The following is a 20,483-nucleotide window of genomic DNA, read 5'->3' on the forward strand; positions in this document are numbered from 1 at the left end:
CGTGGCTTACTTGTCGAGCACCCAGACGGTGGGCATGCCGGCCCACATCTTGTCCAGCCCCTTGAGGCTGGCGCGTGCCGCGAACGCGGCCGAGTACTGGCCTGCGTTGATGTACGGCACGGCCTCGTAGGCGCGGGTCTGGAAGGCGTCGAGCAATTCCTTGCGCTTGGCCGGCACGGTTTCCTTCAACCAGGCGGTGCGCAGTTCGTCGAGCTTCTTGTCGCAGGGCCAGCCGGGCAGGGTGTTGCCGCAGGCCGCGCCGAGGTAGGCGTTGCTGATGGGCGAGTTCACGTCGAACTCGCCGGCCACCGTGACGTAGATGTTCCAGCCGCCGGCGTCGGGCGCATCGCGCTTGGCGCGGCGCGCACCGATCGAGGCCCAGTCCATGGTCTGTGCATCGACGTTCAGGCCGATGCTCTTCATGGTCTGCGCGGCCATCAGCGCCTCGGCGTTGAGGTAGGGCACGTCGCTCGGCACCATCAGCACCACCTTCTCGCCCTTGTAGCCGGCGTCGGCGAGCATCTTCTTCGCCTTGGCGACGTCGGCCTTGCGGAAGGGCTCCGCACCGGCCGAGGTCTCGTTGGGGCTGCCGCAGATGAAGTAGGTGGCGCAGTAGGCCATGCGCATGTCCAGCGGGAAGCCCATGGCCGCGACGAAGCGTTCCTGGTTCACGGCCTGCAGCAGTGCCTGGCGCACCTTCGGGTTGTCGAAGGGCGGGTGCAGCTGGTTCATCACCAGGAAGCCCTGGTAGGTGCCGAAGGCGCGAACCTTCACGTTGCTGTCGGTGCGCAGCGGCGCGATGTAGTCGGGCGGCAATTGCTCGATGAAGTCGACCTCGCCGCGCTTGAGCGCCGACACGGCGCTGTTGGCGTCGGGCAGGTAGAGCCATTCGACGCGGTCGAGCGTGGTCTTCTTGCTGCCGGCCAGGCCGCTCGGCGGCTCGCTGCGCGCCACGTAGTTCGGGTTGCGCACGAACACCGTCTTGTTGCCCGGCACCCATTCGTCGCGCTTGAAGATGAAGGGTCCCGAGCCGATGACCTCGGTGAGGGGCGAGGTGGCCGGCAGCTTGGCGATGCGCTCGGGCAGGATCACCGGCGGAAAGCCCGAGGGCTTGGCCAGCGCGTCGAGCACCATGCCGAAGGGTTCGTTGAGCGTGAGCGTGAGGGTGCGCGCGTCGGTCGCCTTCCACTCGGCGCCGACGCCCGTCATGGCGCGGCCCAGGCTGTCGCGTGCGGCCCAGCGCTGCAGCGATGCCACGGCGTCGGCCGAGGTGACGGCGGCGCCATCGGAGAACTTCAGGCCCGGGCGCAGCGTGAAGCTCCACTGCTTGCCGTCCTTCGAGGTCGTGTACTTCTCGACCATCTGCGGCTGCGGCTTGCCGGTGGCATCTTGTGCGAACAGCGTGTCGTACACCATGTGGCCGAAGTTGCGCGAGATGTAGGCCGTGGTGAAGGTCGGGTCAAGAATTTTCAGGTCGGCATGCGCCACCACCTTCAGTGTCTTGGGCGGCGTTGTCTGGGCGAGCGCGGGAAGGCTGGCGGCCGAAAGGGCCAGGGCAGCGAGGGCGGCAAGCGTTCGTCGTTTCATCGTCGGTTCTCCGGTCGGTGGGGGCGAAAGAAAAAGAAGAGGGCGCTCAGGCAGCGACGCCGATGGGCCACTTGGGCAGGCGGGCCTTGCGGTAGGGCAGCGTGGTGAGGTCGAGCGTCACGGCGCCCGGTGCGCCGGCGTAGATCACGTGCTTGGCCACCTGGGAGTACGACGCATAGAAATGCTGCGACGACTTGACCACGACGATCTTCTTGGCGGCCAGGTCGCAACCCAGCTGCGTGAACATGTCGGTGCCCATGGCCTGGTTGCGCCGCGTGATCAGCACGATCTCGATGCCGTTGACCTCGACCAGCGCGCAGTCGCCCATGGCGGTGGGCGTGTTCGACAGGCCCGTCATCACCAGGTCTTCCTGCAGCGCTTTCACGGTGCATTCAAGGTCGAGCGGATCGCCCGACAGCGGGCTGATCTTGCCGCCGATGCGCATCTGCAGCTTGGCGCCCACGCCGGCGTCGAAGGCGATGCGCACGGCAATCGGGTCCCACATCGGGCCCAGGGCTGCATTGGTGATGCCGCGCTCCAGCATGCGGCGCAGGATGAAGGTGGAGTCGCTCGCCGCGCCGCCGCCGGGGTTGTCGGCACCGTCGGCCAGCACCACGGGGCCGCCGTCGAAGGCCAGCGCCTGGTCGAGCGAATCGTCGATGCTCGGGTAGTTGACCGTGAGGCCGTCGCGCATGGCGATGACTTCGTCGGCGAGCTGGCGCGCCAGGGCATCCGCCTTGGCCTGGTCGCCGTCGGTGTAGACCAGCACCTTGGTGCCCATCTCGGGCACGTCGCCCCACGAGAAGCCGTGCGTGAGCGAGACCGAGAGCACGCCGTCCTTGCCTTCGAGCGCCTGCATGCGCTCGACAAAACTGCGCGCCGGCTCGCGCGAGGTGTGGACGGTGACGATGATGTCGCAGTCGATCATCGCGGCCACCGGCTTGACCTTGCCTTCGACCGCCGCGGCGCAGATGTCGACCAGCTCCAGCCCGCGTTCGAGCACGTCGGTGTGCGGGTACTCCTTGAACGAGACCATCACGTTGGCGTTGTCCACCATGGCGGGCGTGAGGTGGTTGTGCGGGTCGAGCTCGGCGCCGATCACCACATCAGGGCCGACGATCTCCCGCACGCGCGCCAGCATGTCGCCTTCGCAGTCGTCATAACCGTCGGCCACCATCGCGCCGTGCAGGCCGAGCAGCACCATGTCGACCGGCAGCGCGGCGCGCAGGTCGTTCAGCATTTCGTCGCGCAGCGTTTCATACGCGTGGCGCGTCGTGATGCCGCTGGGCTGCGCGCCCGCCACCATGCCTTCGAGCAGCGTCCAGCCCTTTTCCTTGCCGCGGATGCGTGCGGCCCACAGCGGGCCCGAGTAGATCGTCAGCGCATCGGGATGCTGGCCGGCGGGGAAGTAGCCGCGGTCCTTGAAGGACGCGAGGCCGGTCGGCATCGGGCCGAAGGTGTTGGTTTCGGTCGCAAGAGAGGCACTGAAGACACGCATGGTGATTTCTCGTGGGGAGGGTTTGTGAGGGAAGAAACGGATCAGCCGGCCGTGTGCAGCCGCTGCGGGCCGAGCATCTCGGCCGTGAGCCCGAAGCCCGCGATGCGCTCGGGCAGCGGCAGGCCGCGTGCCAGCGCGGCGCAGGCCTCGCCCATGGCGGCCGAGGTCTGGATGCCGTAGCCGCCTTGCGCCGCAACCCAGAAGAAGCCGGGCGCGTCGGGCGCGAAGCCGCCGACCAGGTCGCCGTCGGCCACGAAGGAGCGCAGGCCGGCCCAGGTGCGCGTGGGGCGGCGGATGGCGAGCGTGGTCGCTTCTTCGATGCGGTGCATGGCGATGGCGATGTCCATCTCTTCGGGCTGCACGTCCTGCGGCTCGACCGGATCGGCATTGGCTGGCGAGCCGAGCAGCATGCCGGCGTCGGGCTTGATGTACCAGCCTTCGTCGGCGGCGAACACCATCGGCCAGTGCGCCACGCTCTGGCCCTCGGGCGGCGCAAAGATGAAGGCCGAGCGGCGGCGCGGCTCGATGCCCAGCGGGCGCACGCCCGCGAGTTGCGCGATCGTGTCGACCCACGCGCCGGCTGCGTTGAGCACCACGGGCGCCTCGTACACCGTGCCGCCGGCCGTCACGCGCCAGCAGTCGCCGACGCGTTCCATGGCCGTGACATCGGCGTCGCACACCAGCTTGCCGCCGGCCTGGCGCATGCCGCGCAGGTAGCCCTGGTGGATGGCGTGCACGTCCATGTCGGAGGCATCGGGTTCGTACACCGCGCCGGCCACCTGCTCGGGGCGCAGCGCCGGCACCATCTCGCGCGCCTGTTCGCCGTCGAGGCGCTGGGCGCCGACATTCATGGCGCGCAGCAGCTCCCAGTGCGCTTCGAGCTCATGCAGGTGTTCGGTGCCCGCGACCATCATCGCGCCGCGCGGCGTGAGCAGCGGGTGCTCGGCAAAGCCTTCGGGCGGGTGTTCGAGAAAAGCGCGGCTGGCCATGGTGAGGGCGCGCACCTGCGGCGTGCCGTAGCTTTCCATGAAGAGCGCGGCCGAACGGCCGGTGGAGTGGTAGCCCGGCTGGGCTTCGCGTTCGAGCAGGATCACGCGGGCATGCGGGGCGAGCCAATGGGCCACGGAGGCCCCGGCGATGCCGCCGCCGATCACGAGATAGTCGGCCACGACGGGTGGAGTTGTGCTTGTTGTCATCGCCGAAAAGTGTAGGTAGAAATTTGCGGATACGCAAATTGATTTGCACCGACCAAGGGGAAACCATGGGTGCACCAGCGCGGTGAAATTTGCGTACACGCAATTTGCGCATACGCAAAACGCATGCCGACCCCGATCGCACCGTGCGTGGCCGGCCGGGCGCGGGGCTGGCAGAATCACCCGGCACACCTAGAGAAAGCCAAGCGTGACTCCACACACAGGGAACCGGGCCGGGGCGAAGCCGAAGGAAGAGCCGCCCACGCTGGACCGCACCACTTTCGGCCATCGCCTGCGCACCGCGCGCAAGCGTTTCGGCTGGACGCTGGCGCAACTGGCCGAGCGCTCCGGCGTGTCGATCACCACCATCTCGCGCGCCGAGCGCGGCCAGCTCGCGCTCGGCTACGAGAACTTCACCGCGCTGGGCCGCGCGCTCGAGATGGACATGAACGCCATGTTCGCGGGCGCCGGCGTCAAGCCCGAGCAGTTCGACGGCCCGGTCGTCACGCGCGCGGGCAAGGGCGTGGTCTACAAGGGGCTGGCCATCGCCTACGAGTTCCTGGGCACCACCGCCGCCGGCAAGCAGATGAGCCCCATCGTCGGCACCGTGCACGCGCGCCGCATCAACGGCCCCGAAGACTTCGTGCGGCACACCGGCGAAGAATTTGCGTACGTGCTGTCAGGCGAGATCGACGTGCACTTCGACAACGGTGAAGTGGTGCGCCTGGCGCGCGGCGATTCGCTGTACTTCGACAGCCGCCTCGGCCACGCCTACGTGAGCGTGAGCCGCCAGCTCGCGAAGATCGTGGGCATGACGTCGGGGGAGAGCGGGCACATGAAGTCGGCGCGCGAGGCGCCTGCGTTGAAGCCGGCGCGGAAGGTGGCGGCGAAGAAGGCAGGGCGGGGCGGGAAGAAGTGAGCCTGTCGCCAGCCCGCATGACCCGGATCTGTCTCTACGGCGCCGAGGCCACCTACAGCGGGGCTTGCGACTTCGTATGGGATGCGCCGCCCGTGGGTGGCCGGCACAAGCTCATCCTCTTCCTGGCGCAAAGCGACGATGCCTCTCGCGAAGCGGATGCCGCGTCGGAACTCGCGAAATTCGGATTCGTCGACCTTCACCTCGGAGCCGGGCGCCCGTTGGAGGTCGAGTCGCTGAACGATCCTCGGATGCGCGCATTCAGCAAGCACTACGAAGGCGCACTTGAGAATGGGTGCTCGATCGTCTGGTATCCGTAGCCGCGAGCATCCGGCCAGAATCGACCATCCGGCCGACATGAAGGAGCGATGACGATGCCCGAGCACAAGATTTTCGCGATGCCGTTCGCCAAGGTGTACCCGATGTACATCCAGAAGGTGGAACGCAAGAATCGCACGAAAGAAGAAGTCGATGCCGTCATCTGCTGGCTCACCGGCTACGACGAGGCGGGGCTGCAGCAGCAGATCGAGCAGCAGAACGATTTCAGGACCTTCTTCGCGCAGGCCCCGGCGCTGCATCCGAACCGCGCGCTGATCAAGGGCGTGGTGTGCGGCGTGCGCGTCGAGGAAGTCGAAGACCCGCTGATGCAGAAGATCCGCTACATGGACAAGCTGGTCGACGAGCTGGCCAAGGGCAAGGCGATCGAGAAGATCCTTCGGACGTAACGCCTGTCTAGCCCGTCGCCACGATGACATGCGCCTGGATCTTCCCGGCCACCGGGCCCGCGCCATGGCGGCTGGCAATCGCCTCCGCCGAGCGGTCCGTCGCGAGCTGAAGGAGGCTCGCATCGCGCGCCTCGATCTCGTTGCGCAGCGGCGTTCCCTGGCAGTAGGCCATGGCCACCTCGCTGGCAGAGGGCGAGCGGCCCAGCTTCTCGTGCGTCTTGATCTCGATGTCGGTAAACCCCGCACGGCTCAGGTCCTGGCGGATCAGCGCGACGTCGTGGTAGCCGTGCGGCGTGCGCGCGAGGAACCGCGGTGGGTCGTCCGGAAACAGCGTGGCGACAGCGCGAGTAACGTCGTCTGCAAAGGCGTTGTCTTCGATGCGGTCCCAGACGCTGAACACAAAGCGACCGCCGGGCTTCAGCACGCGACGCGCCTCGCTGTAGCCGGCGACCCGGTCGGGGAAAAACATCGCGCCGAACTGGCAAAGAACCACATCGAACGAGGCATCGTCGAACGGCAGGGCGAGCGCGTCGGCCTGCCGCCATTCGATGCGGTGGTCGGCTGCTTGGCGCGTGACGGCGTAGTCGAGCATGGCCGGGTTGAGGTCGGTCACCACGTAGCGTGCATCGGCACCGAGCTGGGGTGCGAGCATCCGCGTGACCGCGCCGCTGCCGGCCGCTGTTTCCAGCACTGCACCCGGCGAGAACCCCGCGACCAGTGCGGCCACGTCGACGGCGTAGCCCTCGAAGATCAGGGGGACCATCAGCGTGTCGTAGAACTTCGGGATCGAGCCCGCGAACATCTTGTCGCTTTCGGCAGCCATGGGAACTCCTTGAAAGCTCTGAACAGTGCATGGCTTGACCATTCATTGCAGAGCGGGCCTGCTCCCTTGCTCCAACGCGTCCGTGCCTGTTTGGGCATGCGTGACGGGGACGATGGGCCATGGTGGCCCTGCCCGGCATCGTCGTCAACGCCGTTCCGCTGGCGTCCTCCCCTGTAGGGGGTACCGGAGATGTTGCCGGGCGTTTCCGGCGCGCTGATCGGTAGACCCTGGCGTCTTAACGACCGCGATCCCCATCGCGCACCGATTCGATCGTGCCGTTGTAGAGGCGCACGATGCCGAAGAAGGTGCCCGGCCCGCGGTCGTAGGTCCATTCTTCCATCGGCACGCATTGATTGGCCAGTACCGCCTCGGGGCCGCCCGGCCGATAGGGCGTGAGGACCCAGCCGAGCTGCACCATCGGCACGCAGACCGCCTGCCGATAGACCGGCTCGCCGCAGGTCTGAAGCAAGGTCGCGGGCGATGCGCCTTTGCCGACGAGGTAGCCGTTGCATGCGAGGGACTGTGCAGCGGCGGCAACAGGAAGCAGCAAGGCGGCTGCGGCGATCGACAGTCCGGTGGCCAGGCGCGCGAAACGACCGTCGCCCGGCATCCTTGACCCTCTTGAGCGCTTCATGCGCTCACCGCTCGCGAACCAGTTGGGCGTACCGCCAGACACCCCAGACCGCGCCGACGGTGATGCCGATGCCCACGCTCCAGCCTGCCGGCACATCGAAGGCAAGCGCCAGGAGCAGCATCAAGCCGACGCTGACCAGCGCGATGAACGTCAGCGTGACGAAATCGAAGCGCGCGACCTCGAGGCTGTCTTCCGCCACGCTGCGCCTGTGGTGGCCGCGCTTGTCGCGCACGCGCCGGAACAACAGGACATCGAGAACGAAATCGAAGATGCCGACGACGAGGTCGGCCAGGATGCTCCACATCGGGACGCTCCATAGTTACGGTGACACCCTGGGTTGTCGCAGACCTCGCGAGGGTCCGACCCGGGTGGAGCGGCGGAGCCGGGCGAAATGTTACCGTGCTTCCGACCAGGGAGGCGGTTGTCCCTCGTGGTCGCAGGTTGTCCGTCGACCCGCTTCAACCCGGCATCTTCGGTGGCCAGTTGTGCGTCTCGCCGCGGCCTTCGCGGCACCACGCATACAGCGCGTCGTACATCACCAGCCCGTGCTGCAGCATCGCCTGGTCGTCGGCGAACACACGCGACAGGCCCAGCGATATCGCGTAGAGCCCTGCCGACTGCGGTGTGAGATCGAGCCGCGAGGTGTCCGCACCGCGCACGATGTCGGCCAGCTGGTGCAGCGCAGGCTCGGTGAGCCGGTACTTCGCGAGGAAGGCGTCGAAGCTGCAGCGCTCGCCGACGTGGCTCATCTCCACGCCCGGAATGTCGTAGGGCGTGGCACCGGTGCTTTGCGCCGTGCGCAACACGTCGGCCGGCGGCACGTAGAGAAACTCGGCCTCGCGGTCGATGAAGCGCAGGATCAACCACGGGCAGGCGATGCGGTCGATCTTCGGGCGTTCGCGGGTGATCCATTTCATGGCGTCGCTCCTGGGTCGGCCGGCTTGGGTTCGAGCGGACGGCCGGCGGCCTGCCAGCCGTCGATGCCGCCGCGCAGATAGCGTGCGTCCAGGCCCGCGGCGCGCAGCCGCAGGGCCGTGCTGCGGCCCACCTCGTGGCCGTAGACGCAGTAGACGACCAGCGCGCGGCCGGCCGGGAGTTCGCCGGCCCAGCGCTCAACCGCGGCCGGGTCGCGCCAGCGGGCGCCGGGGATCATCGACGCGGCCTGCGCGAACACGCCGGCTCGGCGCACATCGAGCAGCACCGATCCGGCCACGTCGTCCTGCGTTGCACCGAAGGGCTCGCTGGCGGCGTGCACCGCCTGCTGGTAACGCGCGTACACCGGGGCCCAGTCGATGTTCTGCATGAAGGCATCGACATAGGCGCCGGCGGCGGCGCCGTGATCGAGGTGATAGGCGTGTTCGTACATGTCCAGCGCCAGGAGCGGCGTGCCGCCCGCCAGCGCATGGGTGTGATCAGCAGCCCATTGGTTGACCAGCGTGCCCTCGCGCGGCTGGAAGGTGAGCAGCACCCAGCCCGAGCCGCCGCCAAGCGCCTTGCCCATGGCTGCGAACTCTTCGCGCCATCGGTCGACGCTGCCGAAGCTGGCCGCCAATGCGAGGGCCATGGCGGGCTCCATCGTCTGGCCGTCGCCGCCGAGCGACGCGAAGTACAGCTCGTGCAGCAGCATCGAGTTGCTGGCGATGAGCTCTTCGCGCTTGAGGCCGTTGAGCTGGAAGCCCGGCGTGGAAGCGAACGATGTCGTGGCGAGCTGTGCCCGGATGGCGTTGAGGCGCTGGACCGCGCCGCCATAGTTGTTCTGGTGATGGCTGTTCAGAAGTTGCGCCGACAGGCCGCGCAGCGCGGCGGGATCGAAGGGCAAGGCTTGAGTTCGGGCGTCCATGACGACTCCTTCAGCGCAGCAGCGGAAGCCACAAGGTGACTGCCAGCCCGATGGCCGCGCAGGCACCGAGCAGCGGCATCACGCCGACCTTGAAGCGGAACAGGGCGAGCGTCGCGGCCACGGCAATCACTGCCGACACCGCATCGAAGCGGCCACCGAAGCCGTGCGGCCAGAGCACGTGGTACGCGAAGAAGAGCGCCAGGTTCAGGATCACGCCCACCACTGCCGCGGTGATCGCCGACAGCGGCGCCGTGAAGCCCAGCCGGCCGTGCGTGGCCTCGATGGCGGGCCCGCCGGCCAGGATGAAGATGAACGAGGGCAGGAAGGTGAAGAAGGTGACGACGGTCGCGGCCAACGCCCCTGCGAGGAACAGCGCGTCGGGCCCCAGCACCTGCTGGAGCCATCCGCCGACAAAGCCGACGAACGCCACGACCATGATGAGCGGGCCCGGCGTGGTCTCTCCCAGCGCCAGCCCGTCGATCATCTGCGCGCCGGAGAGCCAGTGGTATTGCTCGACGGCCCCCTGGTAGACGTAGGGCAGCACGGCATAGGCGCCGCCGAAGGTCAGGAGCGCGGCCTTGGTGAAGAACCACCCCATCTGCGTGAGCGTGCCGTGCAGACCCTGGGTCGCGACGAGCACGCCCATGGCCAGCAGCCACAGGCCCAGGCCGATGCCCAGAATCTTGAACAGGTGCGCGCGTGAAAAGCGCGCGTGCGCCGGTGTGGGCGTGTCGTCGTCGATCAGCGCCGGGCCGTAGCGCTGTTGCGCACTGCCGTGGCCGCCGCCGAGCGCGAACACCTCGGGCGCCCATCGCGCGCCATAGTGGCCGATGAGGCCTGCCGCTAGCACGATCGCCGGAAACGGCGTGTCGAACGCGAAGATGGCCACGAAGGCCGCGGCGGCGATGCCCCACATCCACCGGTTCTTCAACGCGCGGCTGCCGATGCGGTGCGCCGCGTGCAGCACCAGCGCGGTGACCGCCGGCTTGATGCCGTAGAAGATGCCGGCCACCACCGGCACGTTGCCGAAGCGCAGGTAGACCCACGACAGCGCGATCAGGATGAACAGCGAGGGCAGCACGAACAGTGCGCCGGCCGCGATGCCGCCGCGCGTGCGGTGCATGAGCCACCCGATGTAGGTGGCCAGCTGCTGCGCCTCGGGGCCGGGCAGCAGCATGCAGAAATTCAGCGCATGCAGGAAGCGCTTCTCGCTGATCCAGCGCCGCCGCTCGACCAGCTCGGTGTGCATGATCGCGATCTGCCCGGCGGGCCCGCCGAAACTGATGAAGCCGAGCTTGAGCCAGAAGCGAAGGGCTTCGGCAAAGGAAATGGGCGGAGGGGGTGCATCAGGCAAGGCGGTGTCCACGGACGGCTCCGTTGTGAGTCACCAGCGCTTGGACGGGACACCGTCTTACTTTGCAGTGCGGGAGGCTGTTTTCCCGCGGAAGGGCATCGTAGCAGTGGATATTCCTGCTGGCAACGTGGAGTCCTCGGGCCACCTCCACGTTTCTTTCTCGAAAGCATCTGTGCGACTTCAGCGGCGGCGCGGCCGATGGCGGCGTGTGCGCCCTCTCGATCAGCGCGCTAGCGCGCACACGCGCTTGAACACGATCCCGCTCACCGTGGTCGGGCCGCCCACGGGCTTCCATTCGCTGCGCCGGGCGAGGTCGATATCGTGCACTTCCAGCGGCCCGTTGTGGCTCACCACGCGGCGCATCTTCTCGCGTCCGCCCTTGCAGTCGTAGTCGTAGAGATAGCGCGAGGTGCGAAACGGGGTCTTGCCCACGTCGGTCTGCAGCTCTTCGTAGCGATAGAGCGTCCACGCTTCCACGGCATCGCCATGCGGCTTGACCGACTCGCGTTGGAGCAGCACCTTCTTGCGAGGGGTGGTGGCGATCTCGGTCCAGTTGTCGGCGGCTTGCGCGGGCACTGCCGTCAGCAGGGTCGCTGCCGCGCAGGCGGATGCGACGAGGTGGAAGGCCCGCATTGCGCGGTGCTTGGGCGGATGAGGCTTCATTCTGTTCACTCCCTGTGGGTTGGTGGGCATCCCTGGCGCGTCCATCTTCCGTGGTGATGCGCCGGGCACAGCGGGTTCAGGCGACGTTTGGCTGCAGGCAGCCAGGCAAAGAATGCCACAGGCCTGCGACGAAGGCGCCGTGGATGCCGGTCACTGCGGCAGAATTCCGCGGGGGGACGGGGCCAGCCACGCATCGAGCGCCAGACGTCTGAGTCGAAAAGACTTCATTTCCCCGTGCAGTGGAGTGGGGCATGTCGACGTGGTTCGGCCCAAGGAGTCTCGGGCCTGTGAGGCGAACGGCTCTTAAAAAATGAGGAGAAGTCTTGAACATAAGAATTGCAACGATGGCTCGCCGTTTGATGGCGACGGTGGCTGTGGCGGCAGCCGCACAGGTCATGGCCCAGTCCACCCTGTCGCCATTGAGCGATGGCTTGCGCGCACCGGCCGGCGGGTTCGGCATGTCCGTCGCACCACCTCCGATGCCGAAGCCGCCACCACTTGTGCGTACGAACTATTCGGACCTGGATGGCGCGTTGCTATGGGATGAAGCCATTGCCACATTCAACGGCTTGGCCTATGACTACAACGAATATGTGTTCGATACAAAAATCGAAGCAGACGATTGCGCGGACAACTTCAACGCCAGGTGCAGAAGAACGAGCTTCAGGCCCATTCAGCATCGGGCCGAGCGCAGCAATGAATTGCCGGTGCGGCTCCGCGAAGTGATCCTCAGAACTTCGCGGCACGACTTCAGCAGGCCGATGCCCGATCTGACCACCGGCAAATGGACGGTGATCCGCATCATCGATGCGAAGCCATCGACCTTCGCGGGTGAAGTCAATCCCAAGGAGTGGGTTGCATTGCATGCGGCGCTCTCGCTGCCTTCGGCGCAAGCGCTGCGCAACGACCCCGAATTGAAGATGCGTCGCGTGATGAACCGCATCAAGAACGCGAACGAACTGCGCGATGCACTGGCCACGCAGCAGATGGACAAGGCCCACATCGATGCCTACCTGTCCAACGGCAGTACGTTGGTGCTCAAGGCGATCCACCTCAAGAACCTGGAACTCCTCGACGCGCTGCGCTCCGAGGGGGCGAGCGTCGACAAATGCGGCGTCGACAGTTGTCCGTTGACGCAAACCATCTATCTGAATGATCGTGCCGGCATGCGCTGGTTGCTTTCGAATGGTGCCAACCCCGAAGGCAGCGGTGACAACGTCACGCCATTGATGGCTGCCTCTTCCGTTGCCGATCGCGAAGCGGCCGAACTCCTGCTGCAGGCCGGCGCCAGCCCTTTGGCCACGCACGCCGAAAAGGTGGGTTCATTCGAGCTCAAGCGCTCGGTGGCCTTCTACGCACCCTCTTCTGATCCGTCCTACCTGGATTGGCTGTTGGATATCACCCAGACCGCATTGGAAAAGACCGGGAAGTACGAATGGAGCGCGTGGATCGAGCAAGGTGGCACGCGACGGCCCGTGACCGATGGCGCATCGATCGCCTTGAAGCGACAGCCTTTCAAGATCGTCTTGCGCATTCCGGACGACGTCTCGTTCCGGATGGCCGCGTCCGAGGACGAAAGCCTCACCGAGAAGACGCGGTCGTCGGTGTTCCGGCGAAACCTGCTCGGTCCTGGCAAGGTCGGTGCATCCGGCCCGGACGGCAGCTTCCTGAGCATTGGAGCGATGACTCTGAGGGAGGGCGAGTGGAACTTCGATGGTTCAACTCACGACCTCTCGTTCACGACCGATCCCAAGATGAACGTGGGCGTCAAGCGGGTGCAAGCGGGCGGAAAGGGACAGCTGGACGTCTATGACGTGAAGGAGTTGATCGGAGAGAAGACCAGGAGCGCCATCACCAAGTTCGATGGGAATTCTCTGACGGTGGTGGCCGGTATCGTGCCGCCGCTTGGGACGGCGGCCGATTTCTACAAGGCGGCAAGATTCACGCTGACGTTCCGGTGACGCCGAAATGTCGGGTCGAGCGCCGCGTGCATCGGCGCCGCTCCTGTCCCCACATCGACTTGCCTGGCGAGTTGCTTCGGGGCCTGATGGCGTTGACTACCAGGCCCGCCTGACGGAAGGCTCCAGCACCAATCCAGTGTCGGTCGACAGGTCTTCCTTCACGAGCTCGATGAAGCACTTGCCCTGGTCCACCATCCCGGAGTTCACGACGTAAGTGGTGCCGGGGAGCGGGTCGAACGCCAGCCTGGCATTGCAGTAGTGCACTACCTGGTACCCGCTCGCAGAACGGTAGGCATTCACCATCAGGCATTGGCCCGCCGGGATGCGGGTCGTCAGGGTCTTCGGGTCGATGTCGAGTTGACGGCGGTCCTTGTCGAGCTGGGTGCACAGGCGGAAGGTGATGATCCCCCAACCGGACACCTTCAGCGGGGTTGTGACTTCGTTGGCCGCCGGCTGATAGATCGGAAAGACCGTACACCCGGTCATGGCCAGGAGTGGAAGCAGCGCCAAGAGTTTGAGTTTCATCGTCGGTTTCATCTCTGGGCGCTCTTACTTCTGGCTTGGGACCGGGCTTTTCACCGCCTCGGCGTAGCGCTTCAGTATCTCGGCCGTGCTGTTTGCGCCAGCGATGTCTTGATTGCTGAACCGGACGAAGGCGAATGCCCATGGGAATCCACCAATGGTGCCGACCCGGGGCATCTCCGAGGGCCGGTTACGTGCCGCATTGAGGAGGCTGTCGTACATCACGAAGAACTCTTTCTTCTTCGCCTGTGCTGTCTCGGCGGCGCGGTAGAGCGCAAAGACTTTCATCTTTTCGGGCTCGGAGTAGCCGTTGCCAGCGAAATCCACGCGCTCGAGATGACCGGGTCCGTTGCTGTCCTGGTAGCCGCCGCCAAGGCCGAGGCTCTTGTAGGGTGTTCCGCACCCTGCAAGCGCGAGTAGCACGCCCGCAGCGAGCGCTGCGCGGCCGAATCGTTTGCCGTTTTTCATTCTTCTCCAACCTCGCAGAATTTTCTTTGGGCAGGAGTTTCCAGCAATGCGGTACGGGCCGTCAATGACGACCTTGACCGCCGCCATGCGTGTATTGACTAGCCTCCGGCGATCGATGCCGCGAGCAGAAAGTCCGTGACCTCGTCCGAGAACACGCTGCGCCGTGCACCGATGAGCACGCCATCTGCGCTGTCCGGATCGGGCCGTGCAGAAGGCATGCCATGGGCCACCAGGGCCCGGGCACAGCCGACCCAGTCGCCGCCGTCGACGGGCTCGTTCAGCGAAGCCCACGACAAGGTGCCGCAGGCGTTGTCGCCGAAACCGTGCGGTGCCTGCCAGTCCGCGCCGTGTGCCAGCAGGAACCGGGCAAGCGCCGCATCGCCGCGGAACACCGCGTGGTTCAGCGCCGAGGCGTCCCAGTCGCCACCGCGGACCTCGAGGGGCCAGCCGAGCGTGACCATGACCTTCACCGCATCGCTGCAGCCCTGCGCTGCGAGCTCGGGCAGCAGGCGAAGCTGCGTGGTGTCGAGCGTGCCGATGAGGCCGGGGTGCCGTGCCTGCAGGTCCCGCGCCGTGGCTTCGTCACTGCGGGCACATGCGGCGATGAAGGCCTCAGTGGTGGAGAGCGGCGCCTGTTCACCGCTCGCTGCCTGCAGCAGCTGCGCGACCTCGGTCAGCCCGAAGCGCAGGGCGACGGTGTGTGCGGGCGTGCCGTCTTGCGTGAACACGTTGGGGTGCGCGCCAGCGGCCAGCAAGGCCTCGATGTGCGCCGGTGAACGGCAGCGGCGAATGGCCCACAGCAGCGGCGAACCCCAGTCCGAGATGGGCGAGCCCTGCGGGTGTTCGTTCGCATCGCCGCCGTGCGCGAGCAAGAGGCGCAGCGTCTGGACGTCGTCCAGGTCGAGCACCCGGTACAGCGCGTTCGAACCCGTCACGCGCGCGCCGGCTTCGAGCAGCAGCTTGGTGCAGGCGGGCTGGTCCAGCGAGTGATAGAGCGATTCGCCGTCGTTCGGGTCGGCACCAGCATCGAGCAGCAGCCTGGTGAGTTCGGGGTCATGGTTCTGGCCGGCCGCGCCGTACAGCGCGGACAGCCGCTCGGTGTCGGCGGGCGCTTCGAGCGATGCGGGCGGCCAGCGGCTGCCGGTCGATTGATCGGGTGAGGCGCCGACGTCGAGCAGGAACTTCGCGCACGCGTGCAAGCGCTCGCGATAGCCCGGCAGTTGCATCAGGCCGGAGTGCGTGACGGCCACGAGGGGCGGCAGTTGCAGCGGGCCGCCTGCGCGATGGACCCACGTCGGGTCGTGCGCGGTGGCTTGGCGCAACGCAGCTTCATCGCCGATGGCGCAGGCCAGGTACGGGTCGCCGCCCGCCAGCAGGGTGGGGTCCTCGTCAAGCAGACGCAAGGCCACCGCAGGCCGTGCGCGGTTCGTGCCACCGGCGATGTCGCCCGCATACACGAGGCGCAGCCAATGGAGCACCGCCTTGGCCGGGTCATCGACCTGTGCCCTGCGGGTGAGAACGAAACCTTGCAGATCGGCCCACGACGCAAAGCCATACTCGCGCGCGATGCACGACTGCGCATCGTGCAGGCGCAAGCCCTGAGCTGCGAGTGCGGCATCGGACTTGCCCGATGCGGCCGGCAAGGCGCTGCGAAATCGGCGAAGGGCCGTGGGGTCGTTGCTGCGGTAGAGCGCAAGCAGTTCCTTGGCTTGCTTCTTCAGGTGGCCGATGTCGGGCCGGGCGGGAATGCGCTTCATGGAAACCTCCGTGCATCAGGCGCCGATGACCCGCAAATCCGGCTGCACAAAAGGCTGTGGACCGTCATGAAGAAGGCAAGTGGGTTCAACCCTTCCCGCGGGCCCGGGCGCGGCTTGCACCGCGGATCGGATGTTAGTCGATCAGCTTGCGCGCCACGATCCAGGGACGGTTCTCGCCGCCCTTCGTCGCATGGTTCTCGGTGGCAAGCACCTCGAAGCCCGCAGCCTGCAGTTGCGCGCCCAGCGCCGACGCCCGGAACACACCGGTATGCGGCGCCAGCCCGATCGCACGCATCGCGGGCAGCAGGGCCACGCGAAGGAGCGGGTTCATGTCGCCGAGGCAGGGCGTCTTGGAGATGAACAGGCCCTGCGGTGCGAGCAGGGAATGAATGCAGCGCAGCGTGCCGGGCAGGTCGCGGACCAGGTGGAGGTAGTTGAACCCCAGCACGACGTCGAAGCTGCCTTCGCTCGATGTCAGCGTCTCGGCAGTCGCTGCGCGGAACGCGAGGCCGGGGATCGGAGCGGCTGCGTGTTTCTCTTCGGCGATCGCGATCATTCCTTCGGAGATGTCTGTGGACAGATAGCTGCGAGCGTGGCCCGCCAGCCGCAGTGCCGTCGTGCCGGTTCCGCAGCCCAGCTCGAGCACGCGCATGTCCGGCGTGAACAGCGCACGGGTCCGCTCCAGCGTGCGCGTGTAGCCGGCCTCGTCCGCGATGGCGCTCTTCGCATAACGGCGCGAGGTGCGGTCCCAGAATCTGGCGTCGTTCGCGAGGCTCATGGTCGTCGGTGGGCGGCGTGTGAGAGGGTGCGGCGCACTGTAAACCGCCGGCCGGGCACTGTCGCCGATTTGCGCCGCTTCGCCCGCCATGTCGCTATGCTGGCGCCCGCCAATCACTCAAAGAAAAGAGACTCTCATGACCGTGCGTACTTTGTCCTTCTTTTCCCTGCGTTCCGTCGCCCTGGCCTGCGGCCTGGCGCTCGGCGCCGCAGCCGCCGCGCAGGCAGCCCCCGATGCGAAGCTGCTCGCCGCTGCCGAGAAGGCGCAGCCCGCCGTCATCGACAACCTGAAGGAAATGGTGGCGATCGAATCGGGCAGCCTGAACGTCGACGGCCTGATGAAGATGGCCGACGTGATCGAAGGGCGCCTGAAGGCGGCGGGCTTCAAGACGGAGCGCCGCAAGGCCTCGGCCGGCGCGGGCGCCGACATCGTCATCGGCACGATCAAGGGCACGGGCAAGCGCAAGATCATGCTGCAGGGCCACATGGACACGGTGTACGCGCCGGGCATCCTGAACACCCAGCCCTACAAGGTGGACGGCAACCGCATCTACGGCCCCGGCATCGCCGACGACAAGGGCGGCCTCGCGGTGATGATGGCGTCGCTGAAGATCCTGGCCGACGCAGGCTGGCGCGACTACGACACGCTCACGGTGCTCGTGAACCCCGACGAAGAGGTGGGCTCGGTGGGCTCGGGCGAACTCATCGCCACCACGGCGGATCTGCACGACACGGTGCTGTCCTTCGAGCCGACGGCCGCGAAGGCCGTGGCCAAAGGCGAGTCGCTGCTGCTCGGCGCGGCCGGCATCGCGCAGGCCACGCTCGAGGTGAAGGGCCGCGCGGCGCACGCCGGCGCCGCGCCCGAGCTGGGCCGCAATGCCCTGTACGAGCTGTCGTACCAGATGCTGCAGACGAAAGACCTCGCCAAGGACATCCCCGGCGTGACGCTGAACTGGACCGTGGCGCGCGCCACCGGCCCGATCAACCAGATCACCGAGAAGGCGCAGGCGCTGGGCGACATCCGCATCACCCAGCCCGGCGCCGAGAAAAAACTCAACGAGGCGCTGCAGGCCAAGATCGCCAGCGGCAAGCTGATTCCCGACACCGAGACCACGGTGAAGGTCGAGGTGGGCCGCCCGGCGTTTGTCGCAGGCGCCAAGGGCCGCGCACTGGCCGAGAAGGCCCAGGCGATCTACAAGGAACTCGACCGCGAGCTGGCGCTGACGCCGATGACCGGCGGCGGCACCGATGCGGGCTTCGCGGGTCGCTCGGGCAAGGCCACGGTGGTCGAGAGCTTCGGCCTCGCGGGCTTCGGCTACCACGCACGCGACGAGTACATCGAAGTCGATTCGATCGTGCCGCGCCTGTACCTCGTGACGCGGCTGCTGACCGAGATCGGCAAGAACTGAGGGTGCGCGGCGCGGTGCACCCGCACCTGCGGGCTCACTGCGCTGGAGGATCGCCCGGGCGGCGGCGATGGGCGGCAGCCTGAGCTTGCGCTTGAGCCTGGGCCTGGGCCTGTTGTTGCTGCTGCGCCTGCTGGCGCCGCATCTGTTCCTGTTGTTGCTGTTGCTGTTGCTGTTGCTGTTGCTGTTGCTGTTGCTGGCGCGCCTGGTTCTGTGCCGCCTGCTGTTGTTGCATCTGCTGCTGTTGCTGCACCTGTTGACGGTGCATCTGCTCTTGCTGCTGCTGGCGTTGTTGGGCCTGGGCGGCTTGCTGCTGTTGCATCTGCATCTGGCGCGCCTGTTCCTGCTGGGCCTGACGTTGTTGTTGCACGGCTTGCGCCTGTGCCTGTTGTTGCTGCTGCTGCTGACGACGCGCCTGCTCCTGTTGTTGAGCCTGCTGGGCTTGTTGTTGCTGCGCCTGCCGTTGCTGCTGCTGGGCGGCCTGGGCCTGCTGTTGCTCCTGCTGACGCCTTAGCTGCTCCTGCTGCGCTTGTTGCTGCTGCATCTGTTGGCGGCGGCCTTGTTCCTGCTGGTCCTGGCGTTGTTGGCGCGACGCTTGCTCTTGTTGCTGCGCCTGCTGCTGGCGACGCGCCTGTTCTTGCTGGGCCTGTTGCTGTTGGCGCTGCTGGTCCTGAGCCGCTTGCTGTTGCTGCATCTGCTGGCGACGGGCCTGGTCCTGCGGGTCCTGGCGTTGGCGCACTGCCTGCTCCTGTTGCGCTTGCTGCTGACGCCGAGCCTGCTCCTGCTGGGCCTGTTGTTGGAGCTGCTGGTTCTGCGCGGCCTGTTGTTGCCGCATCTGCTGTCGACGGGCTTGTTCCTGCTGATCCTGGCGCTGTCGCAGTGCTTGTTCCTGTTGCGTCTGCTGCTGGCGGCGCGCCTGTTCCTGCTGGGCCTGCTGCTGTTGGCGCTGCTGGTTCTGGGCCGCCTGCTGCTGCATCTGCTGGCGCCGAGCCTGCTCTTGCAGGTCCTGGCGCTGGCGCACGGCTTGTTCCTGCTGCGCTTGCTGCTGGCGCCTTGCCTGTTCCTGCTGGGCCTGTTGCGCCTGCTGTTGCTCGCGCAACTGGTTCTGGGTCACCTGCTGCTGCATCAGCGCCTGTTGCTGCTGGGCGCGTGCCTGTTGCTGCAACTGCTGTTGTTGCAGCTGTTGTTGCTGCGCCGCCTGCCATGCCACGGCTCCGGGCGGCGGGCCGTTGCGATCGCCGCCGTAGTTGTTGTTGTAGACGTTGCGCACGTTGTTGTTGACGACGGTGGTCGAGCGCGAGACGTACGTGCTGTTGTTGTAGACGACCGCAGGCCGGTAGGCCGGGGGCGGCGGTGCCGCGCGGTCGCGCCAGCGCGGCGTGCCCCAGTTCATGTTCCAGGCGTTCCAGCCCCAGCCGTGGCGCTCCAACGCCGAGCCGACGATCACGCCGCTGCCGAAAGCCAGGGCGCCCACGGCGGCCACCTGGCCGGGGCTGTAGCCGGGCTCGACCACCACCGGCGGCGGTGCATAGGCATAGCCGGGGTAGACGGGCATGGGCGCGTCGTACACCACCTGCGGGTCGTAGCGCGGCACGTACACCACGTCGGGCTGCACGGGCTCGATGGTGATCAGCTCCTCGGGCGGCTCGATCAGCGTGGGGCCCGCGTACATCGGCTGCATGTCGGGCGCGGGCGCGTAGTTGGGCGGCGTGGCGGCGCGCGCGATGCGCAGCTTGTCGTTGTTCTTGAGCCGACCGGCCTTCGACGCGCGCTGGCGCATCACCTGGATCGCGTTCATCACGTCGGCCGGGTCGTTGTAGTAGGCCTTGCCCAGCGATGTGGTCCACGCGATGTTGCCGGCCATCTGGTCGATCACGGGCCGGAACGCGGTGAGCGACTTCACGCTCGGGTCCCACGGCTGCTGGTTGGCCGCATCGGCGAGCGGGCCGGCCTTGAGCGTGCGGTTCTGTTGCAGCCAGTCGTGGGCCGCGGTGACCTGCTCGGGGTAGGTGGCACCGGCCAGGACCTGCGCGACGAGTTTGTCGGGGTACAGCGCGATGGGCGCGACCAGCTGGTAGAGCTGCTCGGCCGAGGGCGGCGCGTAGGCGGCCGGCACCGGGGCGGCGACGGGCGCGGGGGCGGGTGCCTGGGTGGTCGGTGCCTCAGCGGCTGGAGGCGGTGGCGCAGGCTTGTCGCAGCCTGCAATGAACAACGCTGTGACGCACAGCGAGGCCATGAGGCGCCGCTGAAGCAGGGGGAGGCGGGGAGAGGGTGTCATCTGGCAGGTCCTGAAGACGCCGGCATGGTGCCCGGAACTCCTTCAACGGCGGGCCAGCGCAGGCGATGACACAGCCTGCCC

Annotated in this window: 20 protein-coding genes; 5 read left to right on the forward strand and 15 right to left on the reverse strand. The window is 67.0% G+C overall.

Features of this window, described 5'->3' with window-relative positions:
• Positions 1 to 6 precede the first annotated feature (6 nt).
• From CLU95_RS23640 to CLU95_RS23650, 3 genes are read right to left on the reverse strand one after another with little or no spacing between them, the layout of a single operon-like run.
• Complete coding sequence (locus tag CLU95_RS23640; protein WP_099795846.1) at positions 7 to 1,587, reverse strand: ABC transporter substrate-binding protein; 1,581 nt, start codon at positions 1,585 to 1,587, stop codon at positions 7 to 9.
• Positions 1,588 to 1,633: 46 nt separating this feature from the next.
• Positions 1,634 to 3,085 carry a M81 family metallopeptidase gene (locus CLU95_RS23645; RefSeq protein ID WP_099795847.1) on the reverse strand — a complete coding sequence of 484 codons (1,452 nt, stop codon included), beginning with the start codon at positions 3,083 to 3,085 and terminating at the stop codon, positions 1,634 to 1,636.
• Between the two features lie 41 nt (positions 3,086 to 3,126).
• Positions 3,127 to 4,281: an NAD(P)/FAD-dependent oxidoreductase gene (locus CLU95_RS23650; protein WP_099795848.1), complete on the reverse strand. Its 1,155-nt coding sequence runs from the start codon at positions 4,279 to 4,281 to the stop codon at positions 3,127 to 3,129.
• A gap of 205 nt (positions 4,282 to 4,486) precedes the next feature.
• On the opposite strand from CLU95_RS23650, the gene CLU95_RS23655 reads away from it, so the two are divergent.
• From CLU95_RS23655 to CLU95_RS23665, 3 genes are read left to right on the forward strand one after another with little or no spacing between them, the layout of a single operon-like run.
• Positions 4,487 to 5,197, forward strand: a complete 711-nt coding sequence (locus tag CLU95_RS23655) for a helix-turn-helix domain-containing protein (RefSeq protein WP_099795849.1) — start codon at positions 4,487 to 4,489, stop codon at positions 5,195 to 5,197.
• On the forward strand, positions 5,194 to 5,514 hold the full coding sequence (locus CLU95_RS23660) for a hypothetical protein (protein WP_180288664.1): 321 nt from the start codon (positions 5,194 to 5,196) through the stop codon (positions 5,512 to 5,514). Before CLU95_RS23655 ends, CLU95_RS23660 begins: the two co-directional genes overlap by 4 nt.
• A gap of 54 nt (positions 5,515 to 5,568) precedes the next feature.
• Positions 5,569 to 5,919, forward strand: coding sequence for a DUF2200 domain-containing protein (locus tag CLU95_RS23665; protein ID WP_099797448.1), 351 nt, complete (start codon positions 5,569 to 5,571; stop codon positions 5,917 to 5,919).
• A gap of 7 nt (positions 5,920 to 5,926) precedes the next feature.
• On the opposite strand, the gene CLU95_RS23670 is transcribed toward CLU95_RS23665, so the two are convergent.
• The 7 genes from CLU95_RS23670 to CLU95_RS23700 all read right to left on the reverse strand — a co-directional run bounded on the left by CLU95_RS23670 (position 5,927) and on the right by CLU95_RS23700 (position 11,233).
• Complete coding sequence (locus CLU95_RS23670; RefSeq protein WP_099795851.1) at positions 5,927 to 6,742, reverse strand: class I SAM-dependent methyltransferase; 816 nt, start codon at positions 6,740 to 6,742, stop codon at positions 5,927 to 5,929.
• A gap of 235 nt (positions 6,743 to 6,977) precedes the next feature.
• Positions 6,978 to 7,352: a DUF2845 domain-containing protein gene (locus tag CLU95_RS23675; protein WP_099795852.1), complete on the reverse strand. Its 375-nt coding sequence runs from the start codon at positions 7,350 to 7,352 to the stop codon at positions 6,978 to 6,980.
• A 28-nt stretch (positions 7,353 to 7,380) separates the two neighbouring features.
• Positions 7,381 to 7,680 (reverse strand): hypothetical protein, encoded by a 300-nt coding sequence (locus CLU95_RS23680; protein WP_099795853.1) that lies wholly within the window; start codon positions 7,678 to 7,680, stop codon positions 7,381 to 7,383.
• A 154-nt stretch (positions 7,681 to 7,834) separates the two neighbouring features.
• Positions 7,835 to 8,293 carry a chromate resistance protein ChrB domain-containing protein gene (locus CLU95_RS23685; RefSeq protein WP_099795854.1) on the reverse strand — a complete coding sequence of 153 codons (459 nt, stop codon included), beginning with the start codon at positions 8,291 to 8,293 and terminating at the stop codon, positions 7,835 to 7,837.
• Positions 8,290 to 9,216 (reverse strand): Fe-Mn family superoxide dismutase, encoded by a 927-nt coding sequence (locus CLU95_RS23690; RefSeq protein WP_099795855.1) that lies wholly within the window; start codon positions 9,214 to 9,216, stop codon positions 8,290 to 8,292. Before CLU95_RS23690 ends, CLU95_RS23685 begins: the two co-directional genes overlap by 4 nt.
• Positions 9,217 to 9,226: 10 nt before the next feature.
• Positions 9,227 to 10,582 carry a chromate efflux transporter gene (gene chrA, locus CLU95_RS23695; RefSeq protein ID WP_099795856.1) on the reverse strand — a complete coding sequence of 452 codons (1,356 nt, stop codon included), beginning with the start codon at positions 10,580 to 10,582 and terminating at the stop codon, positions 9,227 to 9,229.
• A gap of 210 nt (positions 10,583 to 10,792) precedes the next feature.
• Positions 10,793 to 11,233 (reverse strand): surface-adhesin E family protein, encoded by a 441-nt coding sequence (locus CLU95_RS23700; RefSeq protein ID WP_143606052.1) that lies wholly within the window; start codon positions 11,231 to 11,233, stop codon positions 10,793 to 10,795.
• A gap of 344 nt (positions 11,234 to 11,577) precedes the next feature.
• Here CLU95_RS23700 and CLU95_RS23705 point away from each other — a divergent pair, with 344 nt between their 5' ends.
• A complete protein-coding gene (locus CLU95_RS23705; RefSeq protein ID WP_143606053.1) occupies positions 11,578 to 13,194 on the forward strand; it encodes an ankyrin repeat domain-containing protein in 1,617 nt (538 codons plus the stop codon).
• A 96-nt stretch (positions 13,195 to 13,290) separates the two neighbouring features.
• Here CLU95_RS23705 and CLU95_RS23710 read toward each other — a convergent pair whose 3' ends face one another.
• The 4 genes from CLU95_RS23710 to CLU95_RS23725 form a co-directional block, all read right to left on the reverse strand.
• Positions 13,291 to 13,731, reverse strand: a complete 441-nt coding sequence (locus CLU95_RS23710) for a hypothetical protein (RefSeq protein ID WP_143606054.1) — start codon at positions 13,729 to 13,731, stop codon at positions 13,291 to 13,293.
• Between the two features lie 12 nt (positions 13,732 to 13,743).
• Entirely contained in the window at positions 13,744 to 14,271 is a 528-nt protein-coding gene (locus CLU95_RS23715; protein WP_143606055.1) for a CC0125/CC1285 family lipoprotein, read from the reverse strand.
• Between the two features lie 11 nt (positions 14,272 to 14,282).
• A complete protein-coding gene (locus CLU95_RS23720) occupies positions 14,283 to 15,941 on the reverse strand; it encodes an ankyrin repeat domain-containing protein (protein WP_099795861.1) in 1,659 nt (552 codons plus the stop codon).
• A gap of 133 nt (positions 15,942 to 16,074) precedes the next feature.
• The gene (locus CLU95_RS23725; RefSeq protein WP_099795862.1) at positions 16,075 to 16,719 is read right to left on the reverse strand and encodes a class I SAM-dependent methyltransferase; all 645 of its coding nucleotides are present in this window, start codon (positions 16,717 to 16,719) and stop codon (positions 16,075 to 16,077) included.
• Positions 16,720 to 16,855: 136 nt separating this feature from the next.
• On the opposite strand from CLU95_RS23725, the gene CLU95_RS23730 reads away from it, so the two are divergent.
• A complete protein-coding gene (locus tag CLU95_RS23730; protein WP_099795863.1) occupies positions 16,856 to 18,127 on the forward strand; it encodes a glutamate carboxypeptidase in 1,272 nt (423 codons plus the stop codon).
• 34 nt (positions 18,128 to 18,161) lie between these two features.
• Here the strand turns inward: CLU95_RS23730 and CLU95_RS23735 are convergent, their stop codons facing one another.
• A complete protein-coding gene (locus tag CLU95_RS23735) occupies positions 18,162 to 20,402 on the reverse strand; it encodes a DUF3300 domain-containing protein (RefSeq protein WP_099795864.1) in 2,241 nt (746 codons plus the stop codon).
• Between the last annotated feature and the right edge of the window lie 81 nt (positions 20,403 to 20,483).

This window comes from Variovorax sp. 54 (assembly GCF_002754375.1).
Taxonomy (GTDB): domain Bacteria; phylum Pseudomonadota; class Gammaproteobacteria; order Burkholderiales; family Burkholderiaceae_C; genus Variovorax.